Source organism: Flavobacterium procerum (genome assembly GCF_042431625.1).
Taxonomy (GTDB): Bacteria; Bacteroidota; Bacteroidia; order Flavobacteriales; family Flavobacteriaceae; genus Flavobacterium; species Flavobacterium procerum.
In genome coordinates this window covers 421,316-444,432 of the sequence record NZ_JBHLYW010000022.1, presented here as the reverse complement: position 1 = coordinate 444,432, position 23,117 = coordinate 421,316, and the positions used below count along the sequence as shown (strand labels likewise).

Sequence of the window (23,117 nt, the reverse complement as noted above, 5' to 3'; positions counted from 1 at the left end):
TAACACAACTAACTGTTTTCAAACATTCAAAACTTGATTTTGTTAGTGATTAATTCGGCTATTCACGAAGCGATGTTTTATCTTCGAGAGTCATTTTAGCAATTTCATCTTTTCGTTTAAAAGTTGCGCCATTATGTTTTTTGATGTATTCTAATAAATCTGATGTCGTTTTAACCATTTGAGGTGTGCCGCCAATTCGATCGTGAAAGCTGATAGAAAGTTGTCTGCGTTTGAATTCACTTTCAGCATAAAGCTGATCAAATTCTGCTTTTACTTGATTAAAGAATTGATCTGAAGAAAAGTTTTTTCCTTCAATCAAAACAATATCATTGCAGCGAATGGTGTACGGAACAACCGTAAAATCTTTTTTGTTGACTTGAATAATGAACGGTTCATCTCGGCTCAAATCGTCTATATGATACGTAAAACCTAATTCCTGAAGTATTTTCAATGTATTTTCGCCACGGCGAAGCCAATTTGCATTATACCCAACAGCAGTAAAACCGGTAACACTTTTGATAGCATCAACACCCGCTTTGATGAATTTTTTTTCTTCGTCGTAAGGCATGGCGTATTGCGAATTCCAGTTCATTCCGTGTGCTGCGGCTTCATGTCCGCGTTGTACAATTTCTTTTGCGAGCTGCGGATTTTGCAAAACTGCCGAACCCACCATATGTGAAGTCACTTTGATTCCGTGTTTGTCCCAATTGTCGAGCATTCTCGGAATTCCTTCTTTATAACCGTATTGATACCAAGTTTCAGCAGGAAAGTCATTGTATCCTTTCTGCATATTCTGTGGAAACGGACTTTCAGCATTTTGTGGCTGGCCTCCCGCTTCAAATTGCATAGAGACAGAAACCACTAATCGTGATCCGTCCAGCCATTTATTTGGTGTTTCTAATTCCATTTTTTCTTCTTTAATAGGATTTGAAAAAGTATCAACAGGATTTGCCATTATAGCAGCACCAGTTAATCCAGTCATTTTTATAAAATCTCTTCTTGTTGTCATTTTTTTGATATTTAGAAATCATCATTTTTTTAAACACATAGAAACATAGTTATGTTTTGTCGAAAAAGGCGTTTCACTTAATTTAAATGCACATAGCTATGTGTTAGAAACTAGTTTCTTTCAATATTCTTTTCTAACATACAAAATCTATGTTTCTATGTGTTTAAAAAATCGCCAATGATTTATATTAAAACTTAATCTGCGCCGTTACACCAGTAAAAAACATATTTTTTCCAGTTCCAGCCGCTTTAAGAAAATCACCTGCTTTAAACCAAGTTGCTTCAACTCTAAAGTAGAGATACTGATTAGGAGTATAAATAATCTCACTTTCCAATTGTTTTCCAATTTCTTTTGCTGTAGTCGAATCTCCTGGATAAATCATAATCGTATTAGGGCCGTAAATTCCATCTTGACTGCTGTATCTCCAAAACATATCGTAATCAATAACCCAATCGATATTTTTTGTCAATTCAAGACTTATAGAAGGATGAAAATCAATTAAGTTTGAAGGCCCAATAACAGAAGCCAATCCAAAATAAGCACCTCTAGGAAACAGCGGATTAAAAGTGTTTAATTGACTATCTCCATTTGTTTTATCACCGCTTATCAATTCGACTTTAAATCCAAATTCAGGATGCAGAACGACAGAAGTAAATCGGTATCCAGTGTTTAAAGAAACCGTCCATGCTTTAATATCTTTCGATTCAATACTTCCAAACTGGTAAAGCGCCTCAGCATCATAACGCCATTCGTCGTATTTTCCCCAGATTCGGGTTCCTACAGAATGACGCATTTCTTTTCCGATTGCATCATCAAAATGGGCGTTTTCTCTGTAATATCCAAGGTAATACAGATCAATATTTTTGATTGCCGGAATTTTATTAATCACAAAATAACTTCCCCAAAACTGTCTTTTTTTATTCGACTCATCATCAAAAATACCATCTTGTGCGACCACATAATGACTGTAGAATAAATCGGCTCGATAATTAATAAAACCTAAAATAGCTTTTACAGCATCAAAAGATTGACGATTATTTGGGCCGTCGCGAACGGCAACCAAACGCTGTGAACCATAACTCAATTCTTGTCTTCCGGTTCTAAAAATCAGTAATTTGTTTTTTTCCGAAATCAGATTCACATCAATAAAACCCTGATGCACTTCAAGCGGATCGCTATCAACCGGACTTGGATCAATTCTTCCGTTGGCATTACTGCTTTGCAATTGAATAAAAGCCCTGAAATATTTACTCGAATGAAAATCGGCATGAAGCAATAAACGATTTAAAATGTAGCCGTCTGGATCTTGTGGATCGTCTCCCCATTTTTCGTTTTTGGCATAGAAATATTGGTATCTGACTTCGCCTCCGAAACTCAGAAAAGTGTTTCCAGAAGAGGAGAGAGGCAGATATTTCATCGTTTTATACCAGCTCTTTTTGACTGTGTCGTGTTTTAAAACCGCATAGTTTTCGTCAAAGCGCAGTGGTTTAAATTCAGGATACGACTGCGCCTGAAGCTGTAAACAAAAAAGAAATAATAAGATGATTTTTTTCATGGCTATTTGCCTAAACTGTTTTTCTTGATATCGTTGTAAGCGTTCGGAATATTGAAATTGTAATGTAGCCAGTTAAAAAGTACATAACCTTTATCAAATTCTTTCATGGTCACAGTTTGCTTAACTTCTTCTAAAGTTTGACCTTTTTGAACCGCATCTTCGACATTTTTCTTCAAAGCATTGACATAGTCAATGGTGTATTTTATTCCTTGTTTATTGGTGATTCTACCATGCCCCGGAACCACAACATCATTTTCGCCAATCATGTCATAAATTTTCTGAAGATTACGAACAGGCTCTAGAAAGTAACCGTCAAACAGCCACGGAATCGTTGGACTTTCAGCAATAAAAGGATTTCCCGCCCACAATACATTTTTGTCCGAATCTTTCAGGAAAACAAACAAATCTGCAGGAGACTGCGCCGTGCCAACATTTAGAATTTCGACAATTTTCCCGCCTCCTAAATCAATTTTCAAACTTTGATTTAAAGCAATTGTAAGATCCGCAGGACGATACACACTTTGCTCAATCCCGCGGTCTTTTCCAAAAAGCATGATCATAAATTGTTTGATTCCGTCGTAATTCTTGGCTAGATTTTCTTTACAGAATTCGTTTTGTATCAAAATAGTTTCCTTTGGAAGCAAATAATTTCCAAAACAATGATCGCCGTGATCGCTTGTATTTACGGCATAAACAATAGGTTTTGGCGTAACAGAGCGAATCAGTTTATACAATTGATCATACAATCGTTTGCTCAGCATCGTTTCAATCAGCAAAACACCTTTATCGCCCACAATAAACCCCGCAGAAGTCGCCTGCGGAATCCCTTTTGTAGTTTCAGTTTCGGTCGTCGACGGCGAAACCGCATAAACATTATCCGAAATTTTGTGCAGTTGTAATGTCACTTTATTCGCATCCCAAATCGGAACTTCTGGAGGCATCGGAAATTGCGCATAAGTTTGCTGGACAGCAAGAAATAGGAAAGCCAGTATTATTAAAATATTTAGTTTTTTCATGGTTGTTTTTTTTATACAAATAGTCAGTATTTTTAGGAGCAACAACAAAAGGCATTTTTAGAAACATAGTTCCTGCTCTCCGTTATATCTTTGCTTTTTTAAAGAAAAAAAGCAAAGGATGCCACTACGATCAGGGCTAAAGAGAAACAATTTGCTTCCTTGGTTTCATTTCTTAATAAGATCCCAATAAAATAAGAAGAAAAAATCCGTTTTTATCCGCGTTTTCACGAAAGCAAATCCGTAAAATCCGCGTGCCATCATCTCTGGTATCCTCCAAAATATTTCACAGGAGACCAATCCGGAATTACAGCCGGAATCTCAGGATTCAAGTTTTTATATTCCGCGGAAGCGTAAACAATCTTGCCATTCACAACGGTCAAAACCGATTCAATTTTGCGAATATCATCTGGTTTAAGCGAAAAATAATCGTCAGAAATAATGGCTAAATCAGCATACATTCCTTTTACCAGTTTGCCTTTTTCTTTTTCCTCGCCCGAAAACCAAGCGCTTCCAGAAGTGTACAATTGCAGGGCTGTGAATTTATCCAAAATCTGATCTTTTGGCCAGAACTGCATTCCCCCAATTGTTTTTCCGGTAAGCAGCCAATGCAAAGACATCCATGGATTGTAAGTTGAAATACGAGTTGCATCGGTTCCCATTCCAACCGGAATTCCTAATTCCAACATTTTCTTGATAGGAGGTAATTGTGTTTTTGGCACGCCATACATTTTGTTGTACAATTCTCCCTGATAATACATTCTGAATTGAACTGCAATTCCGCCACCGAGCTTTTTAACACGTTCCAATTCAGATGGCGTAATCGTTTCAGCATGATCAAAAAACCAGCGCAAACCGTTAAAGGGAATTTCATTATTTACTTTCTCAAAAACATTCAACATTCTTTCAATCGATTCGCCGTAAGTTGCGTGAAGTCTGAAAGGCCATTTGTTTTTTGCTAATAATCGAATGATTGGTTCTAGATCTTTTTCCATTTCGTCAGATAAAACAATTCTAGGTTCTAGAAAATTTTCAAAATCTGCGGCAGAGGCGACGATATTTTCTCCTGCACCTTCTTCGACATAACCATTTGGAACCATTAAATTGTCATTTTTATTGATTTGCGTTTCGGCAACCCATTTCTCATAATCCTGTAATTCTTTACCCTTTTGTTGAGCGAATAAATAATATGAAATTCGGAGAGTCAGTTTGTTTTGTTTGGCTAATTCTAAAGAAGTAACATAATCAGCAGGAAAGTTTTGACTGCCGCCGGCAGCGTCAATTATACTTGTAAGCCCAAAACGATTAAGTTCGCGATTAAACTGCATGGAACTGTTGATGCGTTCTTCCGGACTTAATTTTGTGGTCAATCCCAGAGTGGTGTAAATCGCTTTTGGTGTTTCTTTGGCGTACATCAAACCCGTCAAATTTCCATTAGCATCTTGTTCCAAAAGACTTCCTTCGTATTTTGTATCTTTTGTGTATTTCAAAACTTCAATTCCCTTTTTGTTCAGGAAAGCTTTTCCGTATAAATAAGTGATAAAAACAGGTTTATCAGGAACTGCAGCGTTGATTTCGTCAATTGTAGGTTGTCTTTTTTCTTCAAACTGAAATTCGTTCCAACCTCCAATAACTTTAATCCAAACGCCTTCTGGAGTTCTTGCAGCTTGTTCTTTCAGCATTTCCATGGCACGTTTTAAGGTTTTTACACCATCCCAGCGCAACTCCGAATTGTAATTCAAACCTTCGCGAATCACGTGCATATGACTGTCATTTAATCCTGGAATTACCGTTTTTCCTTTGGCATCAATTAATTTTGTTGTAGAAGATTTATAAGAAGCCAGAATGCTTTTTTCCGTTCCAGTGTCCAGAATAATTCCGTCTTTTATTGCAATGGCCTGCACAAATTCGTTTTGTTTCTGCATTGTTGCAATTTTTCCGTTGTAGATAATCAGATCTGCTTTTTGCTGGCTATGAGATACAAACCCAACAAAAAGTAATACTGATAACAGTAGTTTTTTCATGATTTTAGTTATTTAATCTGTTGAGAGTTATTGTTTAAACACATAGAAACATAGGTTTTTGTAATCTGAAAAAGGCGTTTCACTTGTATAGACACACATAGCTCTATGTGTTAGAAACTAGTTTCTTTTAAAGTACTTTTCTATCAAATAAAATCTATGTTTCTATGTGTTGAAAAAAACAATTACACTCAAATGTTTATTTTATTTAGCAAGAAAGAATGCCAATAAATCTTTTTGAACTTGAGCTGTATTTTCCTGAACCAACCAGTGACCAGCACCTGCGATTTTTGATTCGGCTACATTTTCTGCAACCAATTTGGAATGATCTTTAAGGAAAGCAGCTGCGAAATATTCTCCGCCCATTGCTAATAATGGCATTTTTAGTTTTTTCTTTGCGAATACTAAGTTGTCTTTTCCATCTTGGTCAAATGCACCAAACCATTTAAAAGCTGCAGTTGTGCCACCTTCAACAGCATAAGCTCTAATAAATTCTGCTGATTCTTCGGCAGTAAAAGGATCTTTTACGTGACCTACAACTGGCCAGAAATTCGTTAAGAATTCTTTTTCTTTTCCTTTTACAATATCTCCAGATGCTGGCCAAGCAAAAAATCCAAACCACCATGCAGATCCTTTTACATTAGACCAAACAGGTTCTATTCCTGGCAAAAGTGCATCCATTAAAGCAACTTTTTTCACGCTGTCACCATACTGCGCTGCATAAGCATAAGCCACCATCAATCCGATGTCATGTCCAGCCAGATTAATACTTTTATACCCAAGCTGATCTACCAATTCATGTATATCAGTCGCCATCGTTTTCTTGTCGTAGCCGCTTTCTGGTTTATCAGATTCGCCAACACCTCTTAAATCAGGAGCGATAACAGTAAAATGTTTGGATAATTCGGGCAATAATCGATTCCACATATACCAGTTTTGTCCAAATCCGTGAACTAAAACCAACGGATCTCCTTGACCGCCAATCACGTAGTGTATTTTGATTCCGTTTACGGTCGCCGTAGCATGTTTAAAGTTTGCAGGAGGATTTGCCGGTGCGACTTGGGCTGTTTCGACAGGTTTAGCTTCTGTAGCAGGAGTTTCTTCCGTTTTTTTATTACAAGAAATTAAAGTCAATAATAAAATAGCAAAAGCGACAAGTTGCGCCGATTTGCTTTTTAGGTTTAAGAAAGTGTTGTTCAATAAATTTGTTTTCATGATTTTTGAAATTTTAATTAGTTAAAAAATAATGGGTTATTATGAATTTTGAATTGGAAGTTTTTCAATCCAGTTTTGGATATAAAGTGCGATTTCCTGCCAACCCGGCTGGTTTAAAACAAAGTGGTTTCTCTCAGAGAAAACCTTATAATCGGTTATAGAGTTTTTGTCTGAATATTTTTTGTAGTTGGAATAATTAAGAGATTCTGGAATTGTATGATCTATAGAACCCGCAATGAATAACAATGGCTTATGTGGTGCCCGAAAATCTACTTTTGCGGCTGAAGTTATAGTATCGCGAACAATCAATTTAGATTCTGGTATAGCCGAATCGCAATAGGCTTTTTCCTGCCATTCTTCGGGCATTCCGTTTGTAAATGCATATTGCCACTGACTAAAACTCATCATAAATGTTTTTTTAGGCGAAGTAAAAAAGCCAAGTGGTCCCCATCCGGCTTTCAAAAAAGAGAATTTAAAAGTCATAATTCCCTGTGGAGGAACAGAATGTATGGCAATTGCCGAAGTTGCAAGATTACGCTGTAAAAGAATTTGTGCTACAAGTCCGCCAATAGAATGCCCGATTATGATAGGTTTCTGAGGTAGATTTTTGGCAATATTTTCGAAATGTTCGATTAATTGCGTTAGTCCCAATCCCGCAACCTGCGAATCAGGATGACGTTTGCGAAGCACTTCAACGGGAGCATCTTTGTAAGGCCATGCAGGAGCTAAAGTTTTATAACCTTTGTTTTCGAAAAAAACTTTCCATTCGTCCCAGCATTTATTGCTTACAAATGCACCTGTAATAAAAAGAATTGTAGTAGGGTTTTCAGTCAGCATAATTACCTGTTTTAGTGTTATGCCAAACTGTAAACTAAAATCAAACCTTTTTTTTAAGTCGTTTGTTTCTAATCGTTTATGTGTTGTGTGCTGAATTTTAAAGAACTATATTTCGTCGTATAACGAAAAATGGGCAACGGAATAACGTTCTTTTTAGTTAGAAGTTAGAAGTTAGGAATTAAGAGTTAGAAGTTATTGGTTATGGAATGTTACTTAACTTTAAACTAAAAAATCTTAGCGTCTTTGCGACTTTGCGAGATTAAAATCGTAAGTTTTTTTAACAACAAGAAATTTGCTCGCAAAGTCGCAAAGACGCTAAGTTTTTATGCAATTTTTTTAAACGCATAACTCATAACTTCCTACCTTAAAAATGACTTCTTTTAATGCCGAGTTTTTGCATTCTGGATGCGAGTGTAGTAGGAGGAACTCCAAGAATTTCAGATGCTCCGCCGGCGCCTCTGATTCTTCCGTTACATTTTTCTAAGACATTAATGATGTGTTCTCTTTCGTTTTCTTGAATCGTTTTAAGATACCATTCGTTTGATTTATTGTTTATTTTAATTTCTTCAAAAGCAGGAAGCGGAATATGCTCAATAGTATCTGTTTTTGCTAAAAGGATGCTTCTTTCGATAAGATTTTCGAGTTCGCGAATATTTCCTGGCCATTGATAGGACAGGAGACTTTTTAAAGCACTTTCGGATATTTCCGTTACATTTTTCCCTGTTTTAGCACTATATACAGCAATAAAATGACGTGTCAGCAGTCCAATATCTTCTTTGCGCTCTCGTAAGGGTGGCAATTGAATTGGAAATACATTTAATCGGTAATATAAATCAAGTCTGAAACGGCCGTCTGCCACTTCTTTTTCCAAATTGCAATTGGTTGCCGCTATTATTCTAACATTTACTTTTACTGGAATATTTCCGCCCACACGTTCAATTTCTTTCTCCTGTATCGCTCGCAATAGTTTTGCCTGCATTTCCAAAGGCATATCTCCAATTTCATCTAAAAACAAAGTACCGTTATGCGCTTGCTCAAACTTGCCGATTCTTTTTTCTGTTGCACCTGTAAAAGATCCTTTTTCATGTCCAAACAATTCAGATTCTATGAGGCTTGGTGGTAAAGCAGAACAATTGATTTTTACAAAAGGTTCGTTTTTCCTGCCAGACAATTGTCGAATACTATTGGCAATACTTTCTTTGCCAGTGCCGCTTTCTCCTGTAATCAAAACAGTTGTATCGGCTGGAGCAACTTGCATAATGTGATCGAATAATTTTAAAAGCATTGGACTTTTGCCAACAATAGATTCAAAGCCAGATGTTTTAATGTTTTTCCCTTTTTGGTTATTTAGAGATGCAACGTTTGTTTGATCTAATTTTTTATCAGCATGAACTAAATTTTCAATAGCATAAATCAAAGGTTCCTGAAGCCTTTCGCACAGCGTAAGATGATTTTTATTGTAATTATCGGGTTGTCTGCTGAAAAAAGATAAATAAAGTCCGCCATTTTCATGAAGCGTTAAAGGAACGGGAAGCATTAAGTTTGACATCATGTTCATAGAATTTGCAATCATTTTTTTGATTGGCGTTTTTTCGCATATTCTTATAAAATCTTGGCCATTATAAAATGTTGCGTCTCTTTCTACCTTGCTTTTATTTCTTAATTCATTAATTTCAGATTCTTTTAAAGCAGTGATATTCTGCAGTTCTTCGATTCCTATTTTCTGATACTCATGCAAACCCGTACGTGCGTATCCGAGAACGCGATTTGATAATTTGCTGTCTATGTAAAAAATAGCCATTACAAGATCAAAAGAAATTAGAGATTGTAAAGAAGTGATGATATTTAAAACGCGGTCATCCCAAGTGCCGCTTTTTTTGACAATCGTTTTGAGCTGTTTTTGAAAAAGAAGTTCTTTTCTAATCGAAGATTCTATTCCATGTTCCTGATGGTATTCGGCGATTTCAATGGTAACTAGCAGATCCTTTTCTCTAAAAGGTTTAACCAAAAAACCATAAGGATGCGTCAATTTGGCTTTATTCAGAACTTCTTCGTTAGAATTTGCAGAAAGGTAAATAAAAGGGATATTGGATTCTTTAAGTATTTCAGCTAGTTCGATTCCGGTTTCTTTTCCCGAAAGGAAAATATCCAAGAGAACCAATTCTGGTTTTTCCTGTGCAATATAATATTTGGCATCAGATACCGATCGTGCCATTCCGGTAATAGAATGTCCGGCTTTTTTAAGCATCAATCGCAAATGATTTGCTTCTACAAACTGATCCTCTACAATTAGGATTTTTAGTGGTTTGGCCATTTTATAGAATTAAATTAATCAAGGTTACTTTCGTTAATAGTGAATTTTAAAGTTATTTTGGTACCGTTTGAATTAGTAATCAAAAATTTTCCTTCGATATCAGCAGCTAGTCCATTCATTAATTTTACACCTAAGGAAGGATTACTGTAAGGATCGAAATCGGCAGGAAGCCCGATTCCGTTATCGTGAATGATCAATACATAACTATTGCTTCTGTTTTTTTTAAGCGAAATATTGATGGTGCCATTTCTATGGTCTGGAAATCCATATTTGATTGAATTGGTGACAGCTTCGTTAAAAATAAGACCAATAGGAATCGAATAGGATAGAGGAAGATTAAAGCCGTCTATGTCTAGAAAAAAACGTATGTTGTTTCGTATTTCGAAAGAATCTTTTAGGTATTCTGTTAATTCAAAAATGTACGAAGGCATATCAATTAGCGATAAATTTTCGGATTGATACAATTTTTGATGAATTAATGACATCGCCTGAATTCTGTTTTGGCTGTTATTAATAGCTTGTACAGCTTCTTCATTTTTTAAAAATTCAGTTTGGCTTGCCAAAAGCCCAACCACCATGTGCAGGTTGTTTTTTACTCTATGATGAATTTCACGCAATAACCATTCTTTTTCGACTACCAGATTCTGAAGCGTATTATTCTTTTTATTGATTTCGTTCTGTTGTATTTCGAGCATTTTATTTGTTCTCTTCTTAAACCGGAAACTTTTGTAAAGCAGCCCAAGAATGATCAGTAAAAGCAACAAAAAAATCACCATTGAGTTTCGCAAAAAGACTTCATTCTTAAGTTTGCTTTGTTGCAGAAGCGTTTTATTTCTAAGTTTAACGATATCCTTGTTTCTTTTTTCTGCTTCGTAAATAATTTGCAGCCTAGATGAAATAGGCAGAAAGGACTCCTCTTTTAGGTTTGCTGCTTTATAATAGAAAATGGCCTTTTTGAGAAACTTTATCGAATTGTCAAAATCGGAGTAAGAAAAGTACAATTCGCTGATTTCTCTATAACAATCGCCGATTCTCCTGTTGTTGCCTGATTTTTCAAATAAAGAAGCAGCTTTGAAAATTGGATTCAATCGTTGTGAGATTGGCGAACTGGTACGCATTTTTGCAGACCAGACCATTACCCAAGACTCAGCCAGATCGTCTATCTGATTTGTTTTGTTTAATACCGCGATTGCTTTTCTGGCAATAACTTCTATCATTAAATTATCATTTTTCAATTGATACAACATGGAAAGCTGTAGATAACATTTTCCAGCGTAAATATCAGAATGAAGTGATTTGCTAATAAAAAGAGCATTTTCGGCATATTGGAAAGCCATTTCTAACGCTTTAGGACTATTAAAAGATTCCTGATACCAATCGCTTAATTGCAATAATATTTGTATTTTATTGATAGAAGCAGGTATTGCATCTAATGATTTTTCAGCTTTTATTACTTGCAGCTCGGTGTAAGGCGGTTCGTGCCAAGTATCGGTTGCTGGAACTAGAGTTTTTTCAACCGTATCTACTTGTTTTTTGCTTTTAAAAGGAGACAAAGCATTAACATCTCCAATTGTCAGGAAAACAAGGAGTATTAAAAATGTTTTGAAAGGGTTACGCAACATCTTTTTAAATAATTAATCTGGCTTTGGCTGTACGAAGGTATCGATAATTATGTATGTAAAATTAAAATTTCATAAAATTGATTGCCAACGATATTTCGTCGGAAATCAGTTTTTATGTATTGATGTCTCTTGGTATATAATTAAAACAGAAACAAAAACACATTTTATGGATTTGATTAAATGAAGATGTTAAACTGTTTATTTTCATTTAGTTAGTTTGAAGTCATTGCCAACAGTAATGATTTTGTGGCCAGCCAGAGCATCAAACTCAAAAAGTCAAAGTTATAAAACGTAGTAAGTGACTTCTATTGCCTATTTTTGTAACGAATGAAGTCTAATTTCTTAATATCTGAAAGTGAGTAATATATTTTTTGGCAACAGCCAAATTGGTGTCGTATCTACTTTCTCTGAGCTTGTAAATACCGATTTCAGGGGAGAAACTAATGCGTTATGTTGGTGCAGAAATTTGGATGGTGATTTTAATGAGATTGTAAAAAAACTTTGTTTAAAAGAAAATATTACAGAAGTTTACCCCGAAGATCTACTTGCGCTTCAACTATCAGAAAAGGGGAGTATAGCGAGGGAAATTATCTTAAAAGATTTACAATTATTAACTGATTTTGGAGCTTTGCCTTCTCTTAATTTGTTGAAGTGTTATGAACGTGATGATGAATTTGATTTCATATCCACCGATGTGTATTCCTTTCATGTTGATCGTTCTCCTATTGCAACCGATACTTTTTTATGTACCTACCACGGAGCGGCAAGTGATATTGTTGCTAATTCAAAGGCAGAACAGAAAATTTTAATTCCAGAAATTCGAGAAAAGCTAAGAGCATTGCATGATGGGCCAGACTCAGCATTCGAAAGCTTTTTAAAAGATAATTATTTTGATCTGCATTATCAGATTCATGCAGACGCAGAACCTATCAATTTAGGATTAATGCATCTTTGGCGTTTGGCTGTTGATCATCCGAAACAACAAGTTTTGCCTTGTATCCATAGAGCACCAAGGGAAAACGAAGGAGAATATCGATTGTTGTTGATTTGCTAAAAAATAAAGAAGCCGTTTCAGGATTAATTTTTGAAACGGCTTTTGTCAAAATGAGATTTATCTAAAATAATAAGGCTTTATCTTAGTTCACTCCCGTATTTGGAGATGCTACAATAACTTCATATTTATCTTTTAAAAGATGGGTTACCTGACTTCCAATTAAGCCTGTTCCTCCGATAATAACTATTTTCATTGTTTTGATATTTAGATGATTACATAGCAAAGTTATTTCGTATAAATGAGTAGAAACTTGAACTACTTCAAGAAATAGTTTTCGATTAGAATAACTACTAGGTTTTTGTTTGAATATTTCTTTTTGTACTTTCGTTTAGAAGATTAACTTAAACAAAAAAATAAATGCAGGATGGTCTCAAAGTCCCAAAGACTTTACACTTTAGCTCTTTTCGTTATATAAACCTCATTTATTCTATTCCGTTAATTTTCTTTTTTGTTATTGGTTTTGCAAAGCTTTGTTTTTATTTAGAGCCTATTATGCAAAAACAATTCCCAACATGGCTCTCTACAGTTGTTTACCTCTTTTGTCTTCACTTTTTTATGGTGCTTATTATAAAAGTATTTTTTATGCTGAATTTGCGCAGAATCAGCGTGCATATAGATCACGAAAGATTTATTGTAAATAATCAAGAAAATAAAAAGAAATATTGGAGTCAGGTAAAGTCTTATACATTTCCAAAAGACAAGTACGAATCCAGATCAAATTCGTCTGCTTCAATCGTTATTTTGTCTTTCGGTTTTATGAAGGTAAGTGTTATAAATTGTTCGACTTGGACCTTGTTTAGTAAAACGCGTCGACGTGAAGAACAAGATGCATTTGCCCAATTCAAGAAGGCTGTTGTCTATTTTTGCCACTAAAATCGAGCAGAAGGAATTGTTATTTTTGAGTTAATATTCTATCCAATAATTATCAGTCGTCATTAAATCTCTATTTTTAAAATGTTAAAATATAAGCCACAAATAATGATTAAGAAGTTTTTAAAAAGAACTGCAATTTTTATCGCCTCTCTAGTGCTTCTTTTAGTACTAGTACTCACCATTATTCCTTATTTTTTTAAAGATGAAATAACAGATAAAATAGAAAGCATTGCTAATGAAAATCTAAATGCAGAAGTACGTTTTGACGAAATCGGACTTTCTGTTTTCAAACATTTTCCGGCATTGATTGTCTACGCTAAAAACGTAAATATAGTAAACAAAAAAGCGCAATTTGCTTCATCTAATGTTGTTAAGGCAGAAGCTGCAGCCGTTGGAGTTAATTTTTATAGCCTCTTAAAAGGCAAAATAGTTTTAGATGCTGTTTATTTGGATGATGCCAATTTAAATCTTGAAATTGACCCAAAAGGGAATGCAAATTTCAATATTGTAAAACCTTCTAAACCCTCGGCAGATACTACTCAAACTGAATTTAAAATTAAGAAGGTTGTTATAAATAAAACGAATGTCTCATATAATGATAAAAGTACTCTTTTAAAGTTTAAAGTTCAAGAACTTAACTATAAAGGTACAGGAGATTTAAGTGCAGATTTTTTTGATCTTAATTCTAATGTAAAAATAAAGTCGTTTGATTTTAGCGTGGCGGGCGTCGATTATGTTCGCAGCAAACCAATAAACGCTGAAATTGTAACTTATATAGATACGAAAGCACTGAAGTTTAAGTTTGAACGAAACTCAATCCGTATTAAAAACTTTCCTTTCTCTTTTAATGGTCATTTTGCTTTCATAAAAGGCGGGTACGATTTTGATTTGCGCATGCATTCTAAAAATTCAACATTAGAAGAGATGTTGTCACTTGTGCCGCCTGCTTATGACGAATGGCGTGAACAAATGATTATTACAGGAAACATCAATTTCGGAATTTTTGCGCGAGGTAAATACATGCAGGATCAATCAGAAAAACCAGTAGTTTCGGCAGATTTACAAATTAATAGCGGTACAATTGCTTATAAAAAAATTAAAGAACCGGTAAAAGACATCAATATTTCGGCAAAAGCTTTGATTAGAGATTTAGATATCAATAAATTAAAATTTGATTTAGACAATCTTTCGTTTAATCTTGATAAAAAGAAAACAGTAATTAATTTTCATTCAGAAGGCTTTAAAAAATTGAAGATTAAAACGGCAATAAAAGCAGATTTAGATGCTGCTAAATTTAAAGAAGCTCTAAATCTGAATGAGAATGACATTCGCGGAGACGTTGCAGTTGACTTAAAAGCCGATGGAATATTTTTAAGAGATTTAGGGTTTAGTCCACGCTTGAATAAAGTTGATACGATAATTAAAAGTATTCCGAAGTTTCAGCTAAATCTGAGCTTAAAAAATGGCTATTTAAAAAATGCTAATAAAAACGAGGCTGTAAAAAATGTTAACCTAAATCTTAGTTTAACGGCAAAAGACAGTATTATACGTAATATTTCAGGTAAAGTAACCAATCTGAATGCAGAAGCTCTGGATAATTTTGTTCGAGGGCGCTTTGAACTTCATAAATTATATCCTTTTACAGTAGATACAGAATTAGAGTCTAAAATCAATTTAGCGACGATACATAAATTTTATCCTTTAGACAGTTTGGAAGTCAAGGGAAATCTGAACTTAAAAGTAAGTATGCATGGAATTTTAAACCGTAAGCAGAAGAAATATCCATCATCAAAAGCAATTGTAAATATTAAAAACGGCTATCTAAAATCATTAAAATTCCCGAATATTCCTATTGAGAACATCAATGTAAGTGCTGCAATAACCAGTAATAATGGTACGGGAGAAGATTTGAATGTAAAACTGCAACCAGCAGAATTTGTTCTAGCAGGATCACCTCTTAAAGTGCAGGGAGAAGTCAGTAATCTTTATGATTTAGTTTATAATATCAAAACGCAGGGAACATTAGATGTAGGCAAATTGACACAGATATTCCCAATTAAAGATGTTACTGTTTCTGGAATAATTCAGACCAATCTTATGGCAAAAGGTTCTAAAAAAGATTTGGATGCCAAAAATTATGATAATATCAAAAATGGCGGAAAACTCGAAGCTAAAAACATTGTAATCAAAAGCGCAATGTTTCCGGAAACGTTTCAAATTTCTAAAGGAACATTTAAGTTTTTTAAGGATAAGATGCGTTTTGAAGACTTTAACGCGGCATACGGTAAATCGGATATTGTGTTAAACGGATACATTCACAATGTTTTGCGATATCTTTTTAATAGAAAGTACTTGCATCAATCTAATGAAAAGCTTAAAGCTGATATTGAATTGTCTAGTAATCATATCAATGCGAATGAGTTTTTTGATATGATTGCAAAATACACAGACCAAAAAGCCGAAGAAGAAGCCGCTCAAAAAGCAGATTCTACTACTGTAAATACTGTTATTAAAAAAGACAATCCTAAAAATAAAAACTACGTAATAAGAATTCCGAATACAGCCGATTTAAAAATTACAGCCAAAGTTCATGATCTTCAGTTTGATACTTATAAGGTTAATGATTTTGTTGGAAATCTGATTGTTAATGAACGAAAAGTTCAGATAACTGAGGCAGGTTTTAATATGGCGGGAACCAAAATAGAAATGACGGGAGATTATAAAGCGCAGAACCGTGTGTTGGCTAAATACAATGCGAATTTTAAGGCCAGCAATTTTGATATTCAGCGCGCTTACGCAGAAATTCCAATCTTTGCAGAATTGGTAAGCATGGCAAAAGATGCTTATGGTCTAGTGTCTGTTGATTATAAACTTGGAGGAAGTATTGATCAAAATATGAATATTGATTTTAAGTCTATTGATGGCGAAGGAACATTGACTCTGGAAGATATTAAATTTAAAAACTTTAAAATTTTGAATCATGTCGCTCAAAAAGCAGATGCAGCCGATTTAGAAAAAGCTTCATTTAATAAGATTGCCATACATTCTGTCATTAAAAATAATGTAATGACGATTACGCCGACTACTATGAAAATGGCTGGTTTTAGAGGAAAGCTTGAAGGTCAGGTTACAATGGACGGTAAAATAAATGTCGGTTTCCGATTAGGTCTTCCACCAATGGGACTTATTAATGTTCCAATGAAAATTACAGGTACTGCAGATGATTTTAAAATTTCTACAGGTAAATTTAAAGAGGATGACACTTTAGCTGAGGAAAGCAATTTGAACAACTTACAGGTAAGAGAACGCAGACGATCTAGACGAAAAGATACTTTAAACATACCCGTTGATCAAAGAAAAGTTGATACACTGAAAAATAGATAGAAAGTTTTTCTTCTATCATCTAAAGCTTGAGCGTCAAAACTGAAAAAGCCGTTTCATGTTTAATTTTGAAACGGCTTTAGTCAGGGTATAATCTAAGTAAAAAAATAAACAATTATTTAGTTATGGCCTATACGCCTACAAAGTGGTGAGAAGAATAATTTAAAATCATTGATTTTAGATTGAAAAACAGAGTCGTTACCGAAGATTATTTTTTTCATTTTATTTGGAGATGTTTTTGATAACTTTTGCAGGAATACCTCCAACTATTGTATTATCAGGAACATCTTTTGTAACTACCGCTCCAGCTGCAACTATTGAATTTTCTCCAATAGTCACACCAGAAAGGATAGTTGCTGCGGTTCCAATCCAAGCATTTTTTTTAATATGAACAGCGCCCGGAACCAATGATTGTCTGTTTTGAGGACAAATAGGATGCCCTTCAGAAAGAATGTTGACTCTCGGTGCAATCAAAACATGATCTTCTATAGTTATGCCGCCTAAATCCAATAAAGTGCAGTCAAAGTTGATAAAGACGTTTTTTCCTATTCTGATATTTTTACCATAATTAATGTTTATTGGGGTAAATATGGTAGTGCTCTGGTCAATTTCACTCATGGTAATCTCATTTAAGATAGACCTGATTACTGAAGGATCAGTTGCATTATTTAAAATAAGAAGTTTCTTTTTTGTGGCAGAACATTCTTCGAGAAGGCGATGTGCTTGAGTATTAGATGGAGAGATGGTTTCACCATTCAAAAGCTGTTCAAAAATATCTTCTTTATCTTTTTTTGTATTCATTATAGTTTAAATTAGAAAACATTAAGGCCAACTATTTTAAATTATTTCTAAAAAAAGTATCCAATTTGTCAAATGGAATTTTTTCTAATTTATCGTATAAATCAACGTGAACAGCATCAGCTATGATTAAAAGTTCTTTTGGTTCGGCTGCAACTTTGTAAATATCTTCGCTAAAATATCTTGAATGAGCATTTTCGCCAGCAATAATCAATATTGGTCTTGGAGATATTTCTTTGATGTAGTTCAGTATTGGCATATTCATTAATGAGAAACCATTTGTCTTTGTCCAGGCAGCATTTGAGTTTATTGAACGTTTATGGAAACCTCGTTCTGTTTTATAATAATCATAATAATCTTTTATAAATTGAGGTTCATCACCTTTTATAGTATCCGGATTTGGACAATTTCCATATTCACTTCTACCAGCTTCTGCATCTTTCCAACGCTGTAAACTCATCTGTTCTACTATTTTGGTGCGTTCCTCTAAATTTAATTTATCATAATATCCTTTTGATGCTACTCGTGGTATGTCATACATGCTTGTTGTTGCTACTGCTTTTACTCGTTTGTCGATTGAAACTGCGTTCAATGCAAAGCCTCCGAATCCGCATATTCCAATAATGCCTATTTTGTTTCGATCTACATTTTTTTGTAATCCTAAATAATCTACAGCGCCACTAAAATCTTCGGTATTAATATCAGAAGAAGCAATGTTGCGAGGCTCGCCGCCACTTTCTCCTGTATAAGAAGGATCAAATGCCAAGACTACATATCCACGTTCTGCCATTTGATTGGCATATAGTCCTGAAGATTGTTCTTTAACAGCGCCAAAAGGACCACTTACAGCTAATGCTGGCAGTAATTTTGTCTGCGGATTTTTTGGAAGATATAAATCTCCTGAAAGTTCTATTCCATAACGGTTTTTAAATTTTACTTTTTGTCTCGATACTTTATCACTTAAGTGAAATGTATATTGATCTTGTTCTTTTCTCATGTTTTTTTTACTTTGAACTGATTCTTTTTTTTGTGCGAATGCCTGTCCTATAAATAGTAAAGACACAGCTATAAATACTGGTATTCTCATAATTAATTATATTTTAAATTATAGTACAAAAGTAAAACGGCACCTAATGGCGCCGTTAAAGAATATCAAACTAAAAATTAAGAATTTCAAAACTCGATGTCTCTTAGCGCTTTGGGGTTGGTTCCCGTATGTTTCTTAAAAAAATTATTAAAGTATGTAGGGTATGCAAAACCAAGGGCATATCCAATTTCAGCAATATTCCAATCGGTGTGCTGTAAAAGAGCTTTTGCTTCTGCTGTAATTCTCTCTGTGATATGTGTTGTCGTAGACTTGCCAGTGATTTCTTTAACGGCACGATTTAAATAATTGACATGAATATGCAGGTTTTGAGCATAATCCTGTGCTGTTGTCAGTTTAAGTGGATTATCAGCGCTTTCAATTGGAAATTGTCTTTCAAGAAGTTCCAAAAAGACAGAAGCAATCCTGGCAGTTCCATTTTTACTAACATTATAATTTTCTGAAGGTTGCAGTTTTAAAGATTCGTGAATTATTAGATTAATATAATTTCGTATTAATTCATCCTTGAAGGCATAATCACTTTTTTGTTCATCAATCATTTTTTGAAAAAGAGAATTGAGGAAAATTCTTTGTTCTTCTGATATGCTTAGAACTGGTGTTCCACCGATTTTAAAAAAAGGAGATTGTTGCAGGCTTTCTGAGCGTTCTGAATTTTTTAAAAAATCCTCAGAAAAAAGTATTGTGTAGCCTACATACTTTGTAGAAATAGTTTCCCATGAATACGGAATATTAGGATTGCCAAAAAACAGAATAGTTCCGTCTTGGTCAAAACTTTTATCTGCGTAATGTATTTTACTATGTCCTGTAGTGAGGCAGATTTTAAAAAAGTCTTTTCGACTGTAAACGCGGGTAGCATTGCTGTCATCCTCAATCTGAAAGGCTTTGAATCCTTTCAGTTTAAGTTCATTGTTAAACTCTGAAATTGGACGGGTTGATTTTTGATTCATGCAACAAAATTAATAAATTCAAATTTATTAGTTTGCTGCATTCTCGAAATTGCTAGATAAAATTAAACAAGATATCAACTTGAATTACAGAAATAATTTTGTTTCATTTAAGGTATTACTATAAAAAAAATAATAGCATTTATTTATTGATATAGTAAATAATAATTACAATGATGGCGTTTGCTAGTATATTTTACTTCTTTATAATTACCAGAAATAGGTTCTATCCAATCTTGTCTGATAATGTATAATCCTTTCATTGTTGGATAAAATACAGCTTCTCCTTCTTTATTTAAGACAAGTTCTTTTTCCCAGTTTTCAGGATTAAAAATACGAAGTTTGGTTCCTGCTTTTGAAGGTTTTCCATCCAAAAATGCTTTTACCGTAACTTTTCCATTTTCAAAAATAGAAATCAGATCAAGTTTCTGTACAGGAACATTATCAGAGACAATTCCGTTGCCAATACTATATGCAGCTGCTATATAATCTATTGGCAGCACATTTTCGCCGCCCGAAGCAGAGCGATCTATAACAGGATGTTTATCGTTAATTCCGATAATTCGATATTGGCCTTCACTTTTTGGAGTAAAAGAGGCAGACCAGCAGTCTTTTTGAAGTGTAAGATTTAGGTTTTGTTTTGTTCCGTCAGGATTTAGGATATAAATCAAAAAATCTCCAGCAAGCTTTAGCTCTTTTCCTATATCTCTATGTCTTACGCCATATTCATCCATACTGCCGTAACACAATTCAATTGTTACGGGAGCATTAATCTTGTTACTGCCTTTTACATCAATCCAATAAGCACTTGCCATTACTTTTGGGCTAAAAAGATAGAAGCAGAAAATACAAAACTTTATTAAAAATATATTTTTCATCTAAAAGAAAGCGGTTTAAATAGACTTAGGTAATTTTTATTTTTTTATAAGGAAAAAAGACTGCCCATAAGAACAGTCTTTAGTCTAACTAGTTATTAAGTAATAATTAGAATTTCAAAGCAAAACTGCCTAAAAATTGTGCTGGAGCCTGAGGTGTAAGTCTCACATTCCAAGCTTTTTCGCTAGTCAGGTTATTCACTTTAAAACTAATTCTGTATTTAGGCTGATCGTAATACAAAGCCGCATCTAAAAGAGTATATTCTGGAATTGTCACTTTGGTTGTTTGTGTATTAATAACGTATGACATGCTTCCGTAATTAGCGCCAAAACCAGCTCCCAATCCTTGGAATTTTCCTTCTGGGACACGATAGCTCAGCCATAAATTTACAGTATTAGCTGGACCAGAAAGGGCAGGGCGTAATCCATTAACAGAAGTATCTGCTTTGGTATATTTACTATCGTTGTAAGCATATCCTGCAATAATATTTAAACCATCAAAAGGGTTAGCCGTAAATTCAGCTTCAAAACCTTTGCTCTGCTGTGTTCCATCCTGGATAGAATAATTTGTATCATTTGGATCTTGTCTAAGCGAGTTTTGTACTTTAATATCATAATAACTGATAGTTCCCACTAAACGATGGTTGAAAACATCACCTTTAACACCAAATTCTAACTGGTTAGCTTCTTCAGGTTTAAAAGCGGTTCCGTCAAGAGCCTGTCCGCTTTTATTTAAAAATCCATTCATGTAGTTAGAAAAAACAGATAAATGATCTTTACTGATTTCATAAACAGCACCAAATTTTGGCGAAAGCGAAGTCTGGTTGTAAGGACCCGCAGAAGTACCGTTTGCACCAAGTCCGCCTGCCGTAACTCCAGTGGCAATATTGTAAACACCTAAATATTCATACCGGTCTACACGAAGACTGGCCATTGCTGATAATCTATCCGTTACATTAAAAACATCCGATACATAAACAGCATACGTATTGTCTCTGTTTTTTTCTTTACGTAATGTTCCGCTTCCAGATTCTGCAAGGTTGTCTACCATTTGTTTGTTAGCACCAGAATTTGCTGGGGGATTTGTAAAATCAAATGCAGGAGTGGTGATTGTTAAACGATCAAAATCGTTGTAATTGTTGTAATAATCTAAACCTGCGACAATTCTGTTTCTGAATTGTCCAATTTTAAAGTCACCAATAAAATTCTGCTGAATATCTGTTGCAATGAAATTCGTGTTTCCACTGATAACCTGAACTCTAGCTGTTGTATCACTTAAGGCATTAATAGCCGTAATATAACCGTCGATAGTAGAACGAGCTCTTGAAACGATAGTTTGTGAAGTCCATTCTTCTGATATTTTGTAATTGATTTGAGCAAAAATATTCAGCATCTGTGTATTGTAAACCAAATCATTACTCATAAAAGTTCTTTCGTAAGGAAAAGCGATATCTACAATAGATCTTGTGGTATTGCTTCTGTTGAAAGGATTAAAACGCACTACAGAAGTCCCTTTTTCCTGTCCAAATTCCACATCCAGTAAAAGAGAAAGTCTGTCTGTAATCTGATAAGAAAAACTAGGAGCAATGCTGATATTTTTATTAAAACCAAGATCCTGAAAACTTTTCTGTTGTGTTGTAGCTCCATTAAGTCGGAACAAAGCTGTTTTATCTTCGTTTACTGGCGTGTTTACATCAACTACAAGGCGGTTGAAATTATAACTTCCTCCGGTAAAAGATACTTCACCGCCAAAATCATTATACGGTTTTTTGGTTACACGGTTATAAACACCTCCATAACTACTAGCTACACTAGCACCAAATAGCGTTGCAGATGGTCCTTTGATAGCTTCAATACGCTCTAAATTCGCTGGATCAATAGAAGAGAATGCTGCTCCAGCAACACCATTTCGTGCGTTTGGTTCTGTTTCGAAACCACGAGAACGGAAAGTAACACGTCCTTGATTGGCAATCATTGGAATACCAGCACCAGGTACATTTTTAGAAATACTTCCAAGATCAACAGCAGATTGTTCCATGATTACTTCTTTTGAAACCGTATTATAAACCTGTGGATTTTCAAGGTTTTTCAGCGGTAAACGAGCAACATATTTACTTTCTTTTTTTGAAAATCGGTTTACAGAACCAGAAACTGTAACTTCCTGCAATGCCATAACATTTTCTTTAGGAAGCTGATAATCTACCACAGCAGTTTCTCCAGCATTTACAGTTGTTTCAATCTCTTTCTCAGCAGTTCCTAATGCCTGAATTTTGATTCTGTAATTTCCAGCGGGAATATTTTTGAAACTGTAGTTACCTTGTTCATCTGTAAGAGTAGAACGGTTTAATTCGATAATAGAAACTGAAGTAGAGGCAAACGGCTGACCGTCAACTAAGCTAATCTGTCCAGTAATAGTACCTGTTGACTGGGCATAAACAGAAGTGATGCTTACTAGAAAAAAGACTAGAAAACATTTAAAAATTCGATACATAAATTAAAAT

17 protein-coding genes are annotated in these 23,117 nt (G+C 34.5%); 3 read left to right on the top strand and 14 right to left on the bottom strand.

Going from position 1 to position 23,117, the window contains the following annotated elements; genetic code table 11:
* Positions 1 to 58: 58 nt before the first annotated feature.
* From ACFFLS_RS21365 to ACFFLS_RS21330, 8 genes are all read right to left on the bottom strand, one after another.
* On the bottom strand, positions 59 to 1,009 hold the full coding sequence (locus tag ACFFLS_RS21365; protein ID WP_379687300.1) for a polysaccharide deacetylase family protein: 951 nt from the start codon (positions 1,007 to 1,009) through the stop codon (positions 59 to 61).
* Positions 1,010 to 1,196: 187 nt separating this feature from the next.
* Entirely contained in the window at positions 1,197 to 2,564 is a 1,368-nt protein-coding gene (locus tag ACFFLS_RS21360) for an alginate export family protein (protein ID WP_379687299.1), read from the bottom strand.
* Between the two features lie 2 nt (positions 2,565 to 2,566).
* Positions 2,567 to 3,580, bottom strand: coding sequence for an MBL fold metallo-hydrolase (locus ACFFLS_RS21355; protein ID WP_379687297.1), 1,014 nt, complete (start codon positions 3,578 to 3,580; stop codon positions 2,567 to 2,569).
* A gap of 257 nt (positions 3,581 to 3,837) precedes the next feature.
* Complete coding sequence (locus ACFFLS_RS21350; RefSeq protein ID WP_379687296.1) at positions 3,838 to 5,601, bottom strand: amidohydrolase; 1,764 nt, start codon at positions 5,599 to 5,601, stop codon at positions 3,838 to 3,840.
* A gap of 201 nt (positions 5,602 to 5,802) precedes the next feature.
* Positions 5,803 to 6,813, bottom strand: coding sequence for an alpha/beta fold hydrolase (locus ACFFLS_RS21345; protein WP_379687294.1), 1,011 nt, complete (start codon positions 6,811 to 6,813; stop codon positions 5,803 to 5,805).
* A 39-nt stretch (positions 6,814 to 6,852) separates the two neighbouring features.
* A complete protein-coding gene (locus ACFFLS_RS21340; protein ID WP_379687293.1) occupies positions 6,853 to 7,650 on the bottom strand; it encodes an alpha/beta hydrolase in 798 nt (265 codons plus the stop codon).
* Positions 7,651 to 8,014: 364 nt separating this feature from the next.
* Positions 8,015 to 9,964: a sigma 54-interacting transcriptional regulator gene (locus tag ACFFLS_RS21335; RefSeq protein WP_379687292.1), complete on the bottom strand. Its 1,950-nt coding sequence runs from the start codon at positions 9,962 to 9,964 to the stop codon at positions 8,015 to 8,017.
* Between the two features lie 14 nt (positions 9,965 to 9,978).
* The gene (locus tag ACFFLS_RS21330; RefSeq protein WP_379687290.1) at positions 9,979 to 11,586 is read right to left on the bottom strand and encodes a sensor histidine kinase; all 1,608 of its coding nucleotides are present in this window, start codon (positions 11,584 to 11,586) and stop codon (positions 9,979 to 9,981) included.
* Between the two features lie 355 nt (positions 11,587 to 11,941).
* On the opposite strand from ACFFLS_RS21330, the gene ACFFLS_RS21325 reads away from it, so the two are divergent.
* Positions 11,942 to 12,640 carry a DUF1826 domain-containing protein gene (locus ACFFLS_RS21325; RefSeq protein WP_379687289.1) on the top strand — a complete coding sequence of 233 codons (699 nt, stop codon included), beginning with the start codon at positions 11,942 to 11,944 and terminating at the stop codon, positions 12,638 to 12,640.
* A gap of 82 nt (positions 12,641 to 12,722) precedes the next feature.
* Here the strand turns inward: ACFFLS_RS21325 and ACFFLS_RS21320 are convergent, their stop codons facing one another.
* Positions 12,723 to 12,833, bottom strand: a complete 111-nt coding sequence (locus ACFFLS_RS21320) for an NAD-dependent epimerase/dehydratase family protein (protein ID WP_379687287.1) — start codon at positions 12,831 to 12,833, stop codon at positions 12,723 to 12,725.
* Between the two features lie 389 nt (positions 12,834 to 13,222).
* Between ACFFLS_RS21320 and ACFFLS_RS21315 the strand changes: the two genes are divergently transcribed.
* Together ACFFLS_RS21315 and ACFFLS_RS21310 are read left to right on the top strand one after the other, a co-directional pair.
* The gene (locus ACFFLS_RS21315; RefSeq protein WP_379687286.1) at positions 13,223 to 13,513 is read left to right on the top strand and encodes a hypothetical protein; all 291 of its coding nucleotides are present in this window, start codon (positions 13,223 to 13,225) and stop codon (positions 13,511 to 13,513) included.
* Positions 13,514 to 13,618: 105 nt separating this feature from the next.
* On the top strand, positions 13,619 to 16,897 hold the full coding sequence (locus ACFFLS_RS21310) for an AsmA family protein (RefSeq protein WP_379689643.1): 3,279 nt from the start codon (positions 13,619 to 13,621) through the stop codon (positions 16,895 to 16,897).
* A 219-nt stretch (positions 16,898 to 17,116) separates the two neighbouring features.
* Here the strand turns inward: ACFFLS_RS21310 and ACFFLS_RS21305 are convergent, their stop codons facing one another.
* From ACFFLS_RS21305 to ACFFLS_RS21285, 5 genes are all read right to left on the bottom strand, one after another.
* Positions 17,117 to 17,695, bottom strand: a complete 579-nt coding sequence (locus ACFFLS_RS21305; RefSeq protein ID WP_379689641.1) for a DapH/DapD/GlmU-related protein — start codon at positions 17,693 to 17,695, stop codon at positions 17,117 to 17,119.
* A 31-nt stretch (positions 17,696 to 17,726) separates the two neighbouring features.
* Positions 17,727 to 18,779 (bottom strand): alpha/beta hydrolase, encoded by a 1,053-nt coding sequence (locus tag ACFFLS_RS21300; protein WP_379687280.1) that lies wholly within the window; start codon positions 18,777 to 18,779, stop codon positions 17,727 to 17,729.
* 86 nt (positions 18,780 to 18,865) lie between these two features.
* Positions 18,866 to 19,744, bottom strand: coding sequence for a helix-turn-helix domain-containing protein (locus tag ACFFLS_RS21295; protein WP_379687279.1), 879 nt, complete (start codon positions 19,742 to 19,744; stop codon positions 18,866 to 18,868).
* Between the two features lie 143 nt (positions 19,745 to 19,887).
* Positions 19,888 to 20,556: a hypothetical protein gene (locus ACFFLS_RS21290; protein WP_379687278.1), complete on the bottom strand. Its 669-nt coding sequence runs from the start codon at positions 20,554 to 20,556 to the stop codon at positions 19,888 to 19,890.
* A gap of 169 nt (positions 20,557 to 20,725) precedes the next feature.
* Positions 20,726 to 23,107 (bottom strand): TonB-dependent receptor domain-containing protein, encoded by a 2,382-nt coding sequence (locus tag ACFFLS_RS21285; protein WP_379687276.1) that lies wholly within the window; start codon positions 23,105 to 23,107, stop codon positions 20,726 to 20,728.
* Positions 23,108 to 23,117 lie beyond the last annotated feature (10 nt).

Excerpts from the sequence above, each read along its gene's own strand:
- ACFFLS_RS21310 (WP_379689643.1), top strand. The coding sequence starts at position 13,619 with ATGATTAAGAAGTTTTTAAAAAGAACTGCAATTTTTATCGCCTCTCTA.
- ACFFLS_RS21335 (WP_379687292.1), bottom strand. The coding sequence starts at position 9,964 with ATGGCCAAACCACTAAAAATCCTAATTGTAGAGGATCAGTTTGTAGAA.
- ACFFLS_RS21285 (WP_379687276.1), bottom strand. The coding sequence starts at position 23,107 with ATGTATCGAATTTTTAAATGTTTTCTAGTCTTTTTTCTAGTAAGCATC.
- ACFFLS_RS21305 (WP_379689641.1), bottom strand. The coding sequence starts at position 17,695 with ATGAATACAAAAAAAGATAAAGAAGATATTTTTGAACAGCTTTTGAAT.
- ACFFLS_RS21345 (WP_379687294.1), bottom strand. The coding sequence starts at position 6,813 with ATGAAAACAAATTTATTGAACAACACTTTCTTAAACCTAAAAAGCAAA.
- ACFFLS_RS21365 (WP_379687300.1), bottom strand. The coding sequence starts at position 1,009 with ATGACAACAAGAAGAGATTTTATAAAAATGACTGGATTAACTGGTGCT.
- ACFFLS_RS21330 (WP_379687290.1), bottom strand. The coding sequence starts at position 11,586 with ATGTTGCGTAACCCTTTCAAAACATTTTTAATACTCCTTGTTTTCCTG.
- ACFFLS_RS21295 (WP_379687279.1), bottom strand. The coding sequence starts at position 19,744 with ATGAATCAAAAATCAACCCGTCCAATTTCAGAGTTTAACAATGAACTT.
- ACFFLS_RS21340 (WP_379687293.1), bottom strand. The coding sequence starts at position 7,650 with ATGCTGACTGAAAACCCTACTACAATTCTTTTTATTACAGGTGCATTT.
- ACFFLS_RS21290 (WP_379687278.1), bottom strand. The coding sequence starts at position 20,556 with ATGGCAAGTGCTTATTGGATTGATGTAAAAGGCAGTAACAAGATTAAT.
- ACFFLS_RS21300 (WP_379687280.1), bottom strand. The coding sequence starts at position 18,779 with ATGAGAATACCAGTATTTATAGCTGTGTCTTTACTATTTATAGGACAG.
- ACFFLS_RS21315 (WP_379687286.1), top strand. The coding sequence starts at position 13,223 with ATGCTGAATTTGCGCAGAATCAGCGTGCATATAGATCACGAAAGATTT.
- ACFFLS_RS21360 (WP_379687299.1), bottom strand. The coding sequence starts at position 2,564 with ATGAAAAAAATCATCTTATTATTTCTTTTTTGTTTACAGCTTCAGGCG.
- ACFFLS_RS21350 (WP_379687296.1), bottom strand. The coding sequence starts at position 5,601 with ATGAAAAAACTACTGTTATCAGTATTACTTTTTGTTGGGTTTGTATCT.
- ACFFLS_RS21355 (WP_379687297.1), bottom strand. The coding sequence starts at position 3,580 with ATGAAAAAACTAAATATTTTAATAATACTGGCTTTCCTATTTCTTGCT.
- ACFFLS_RS21320 (WP_379687287.1), bottom strand. The coding sequence starts at position 12,833 with ATGAAAATAGTTATTATCGGAGGAACAGGCTTAATTGGAAGTCAGGTA.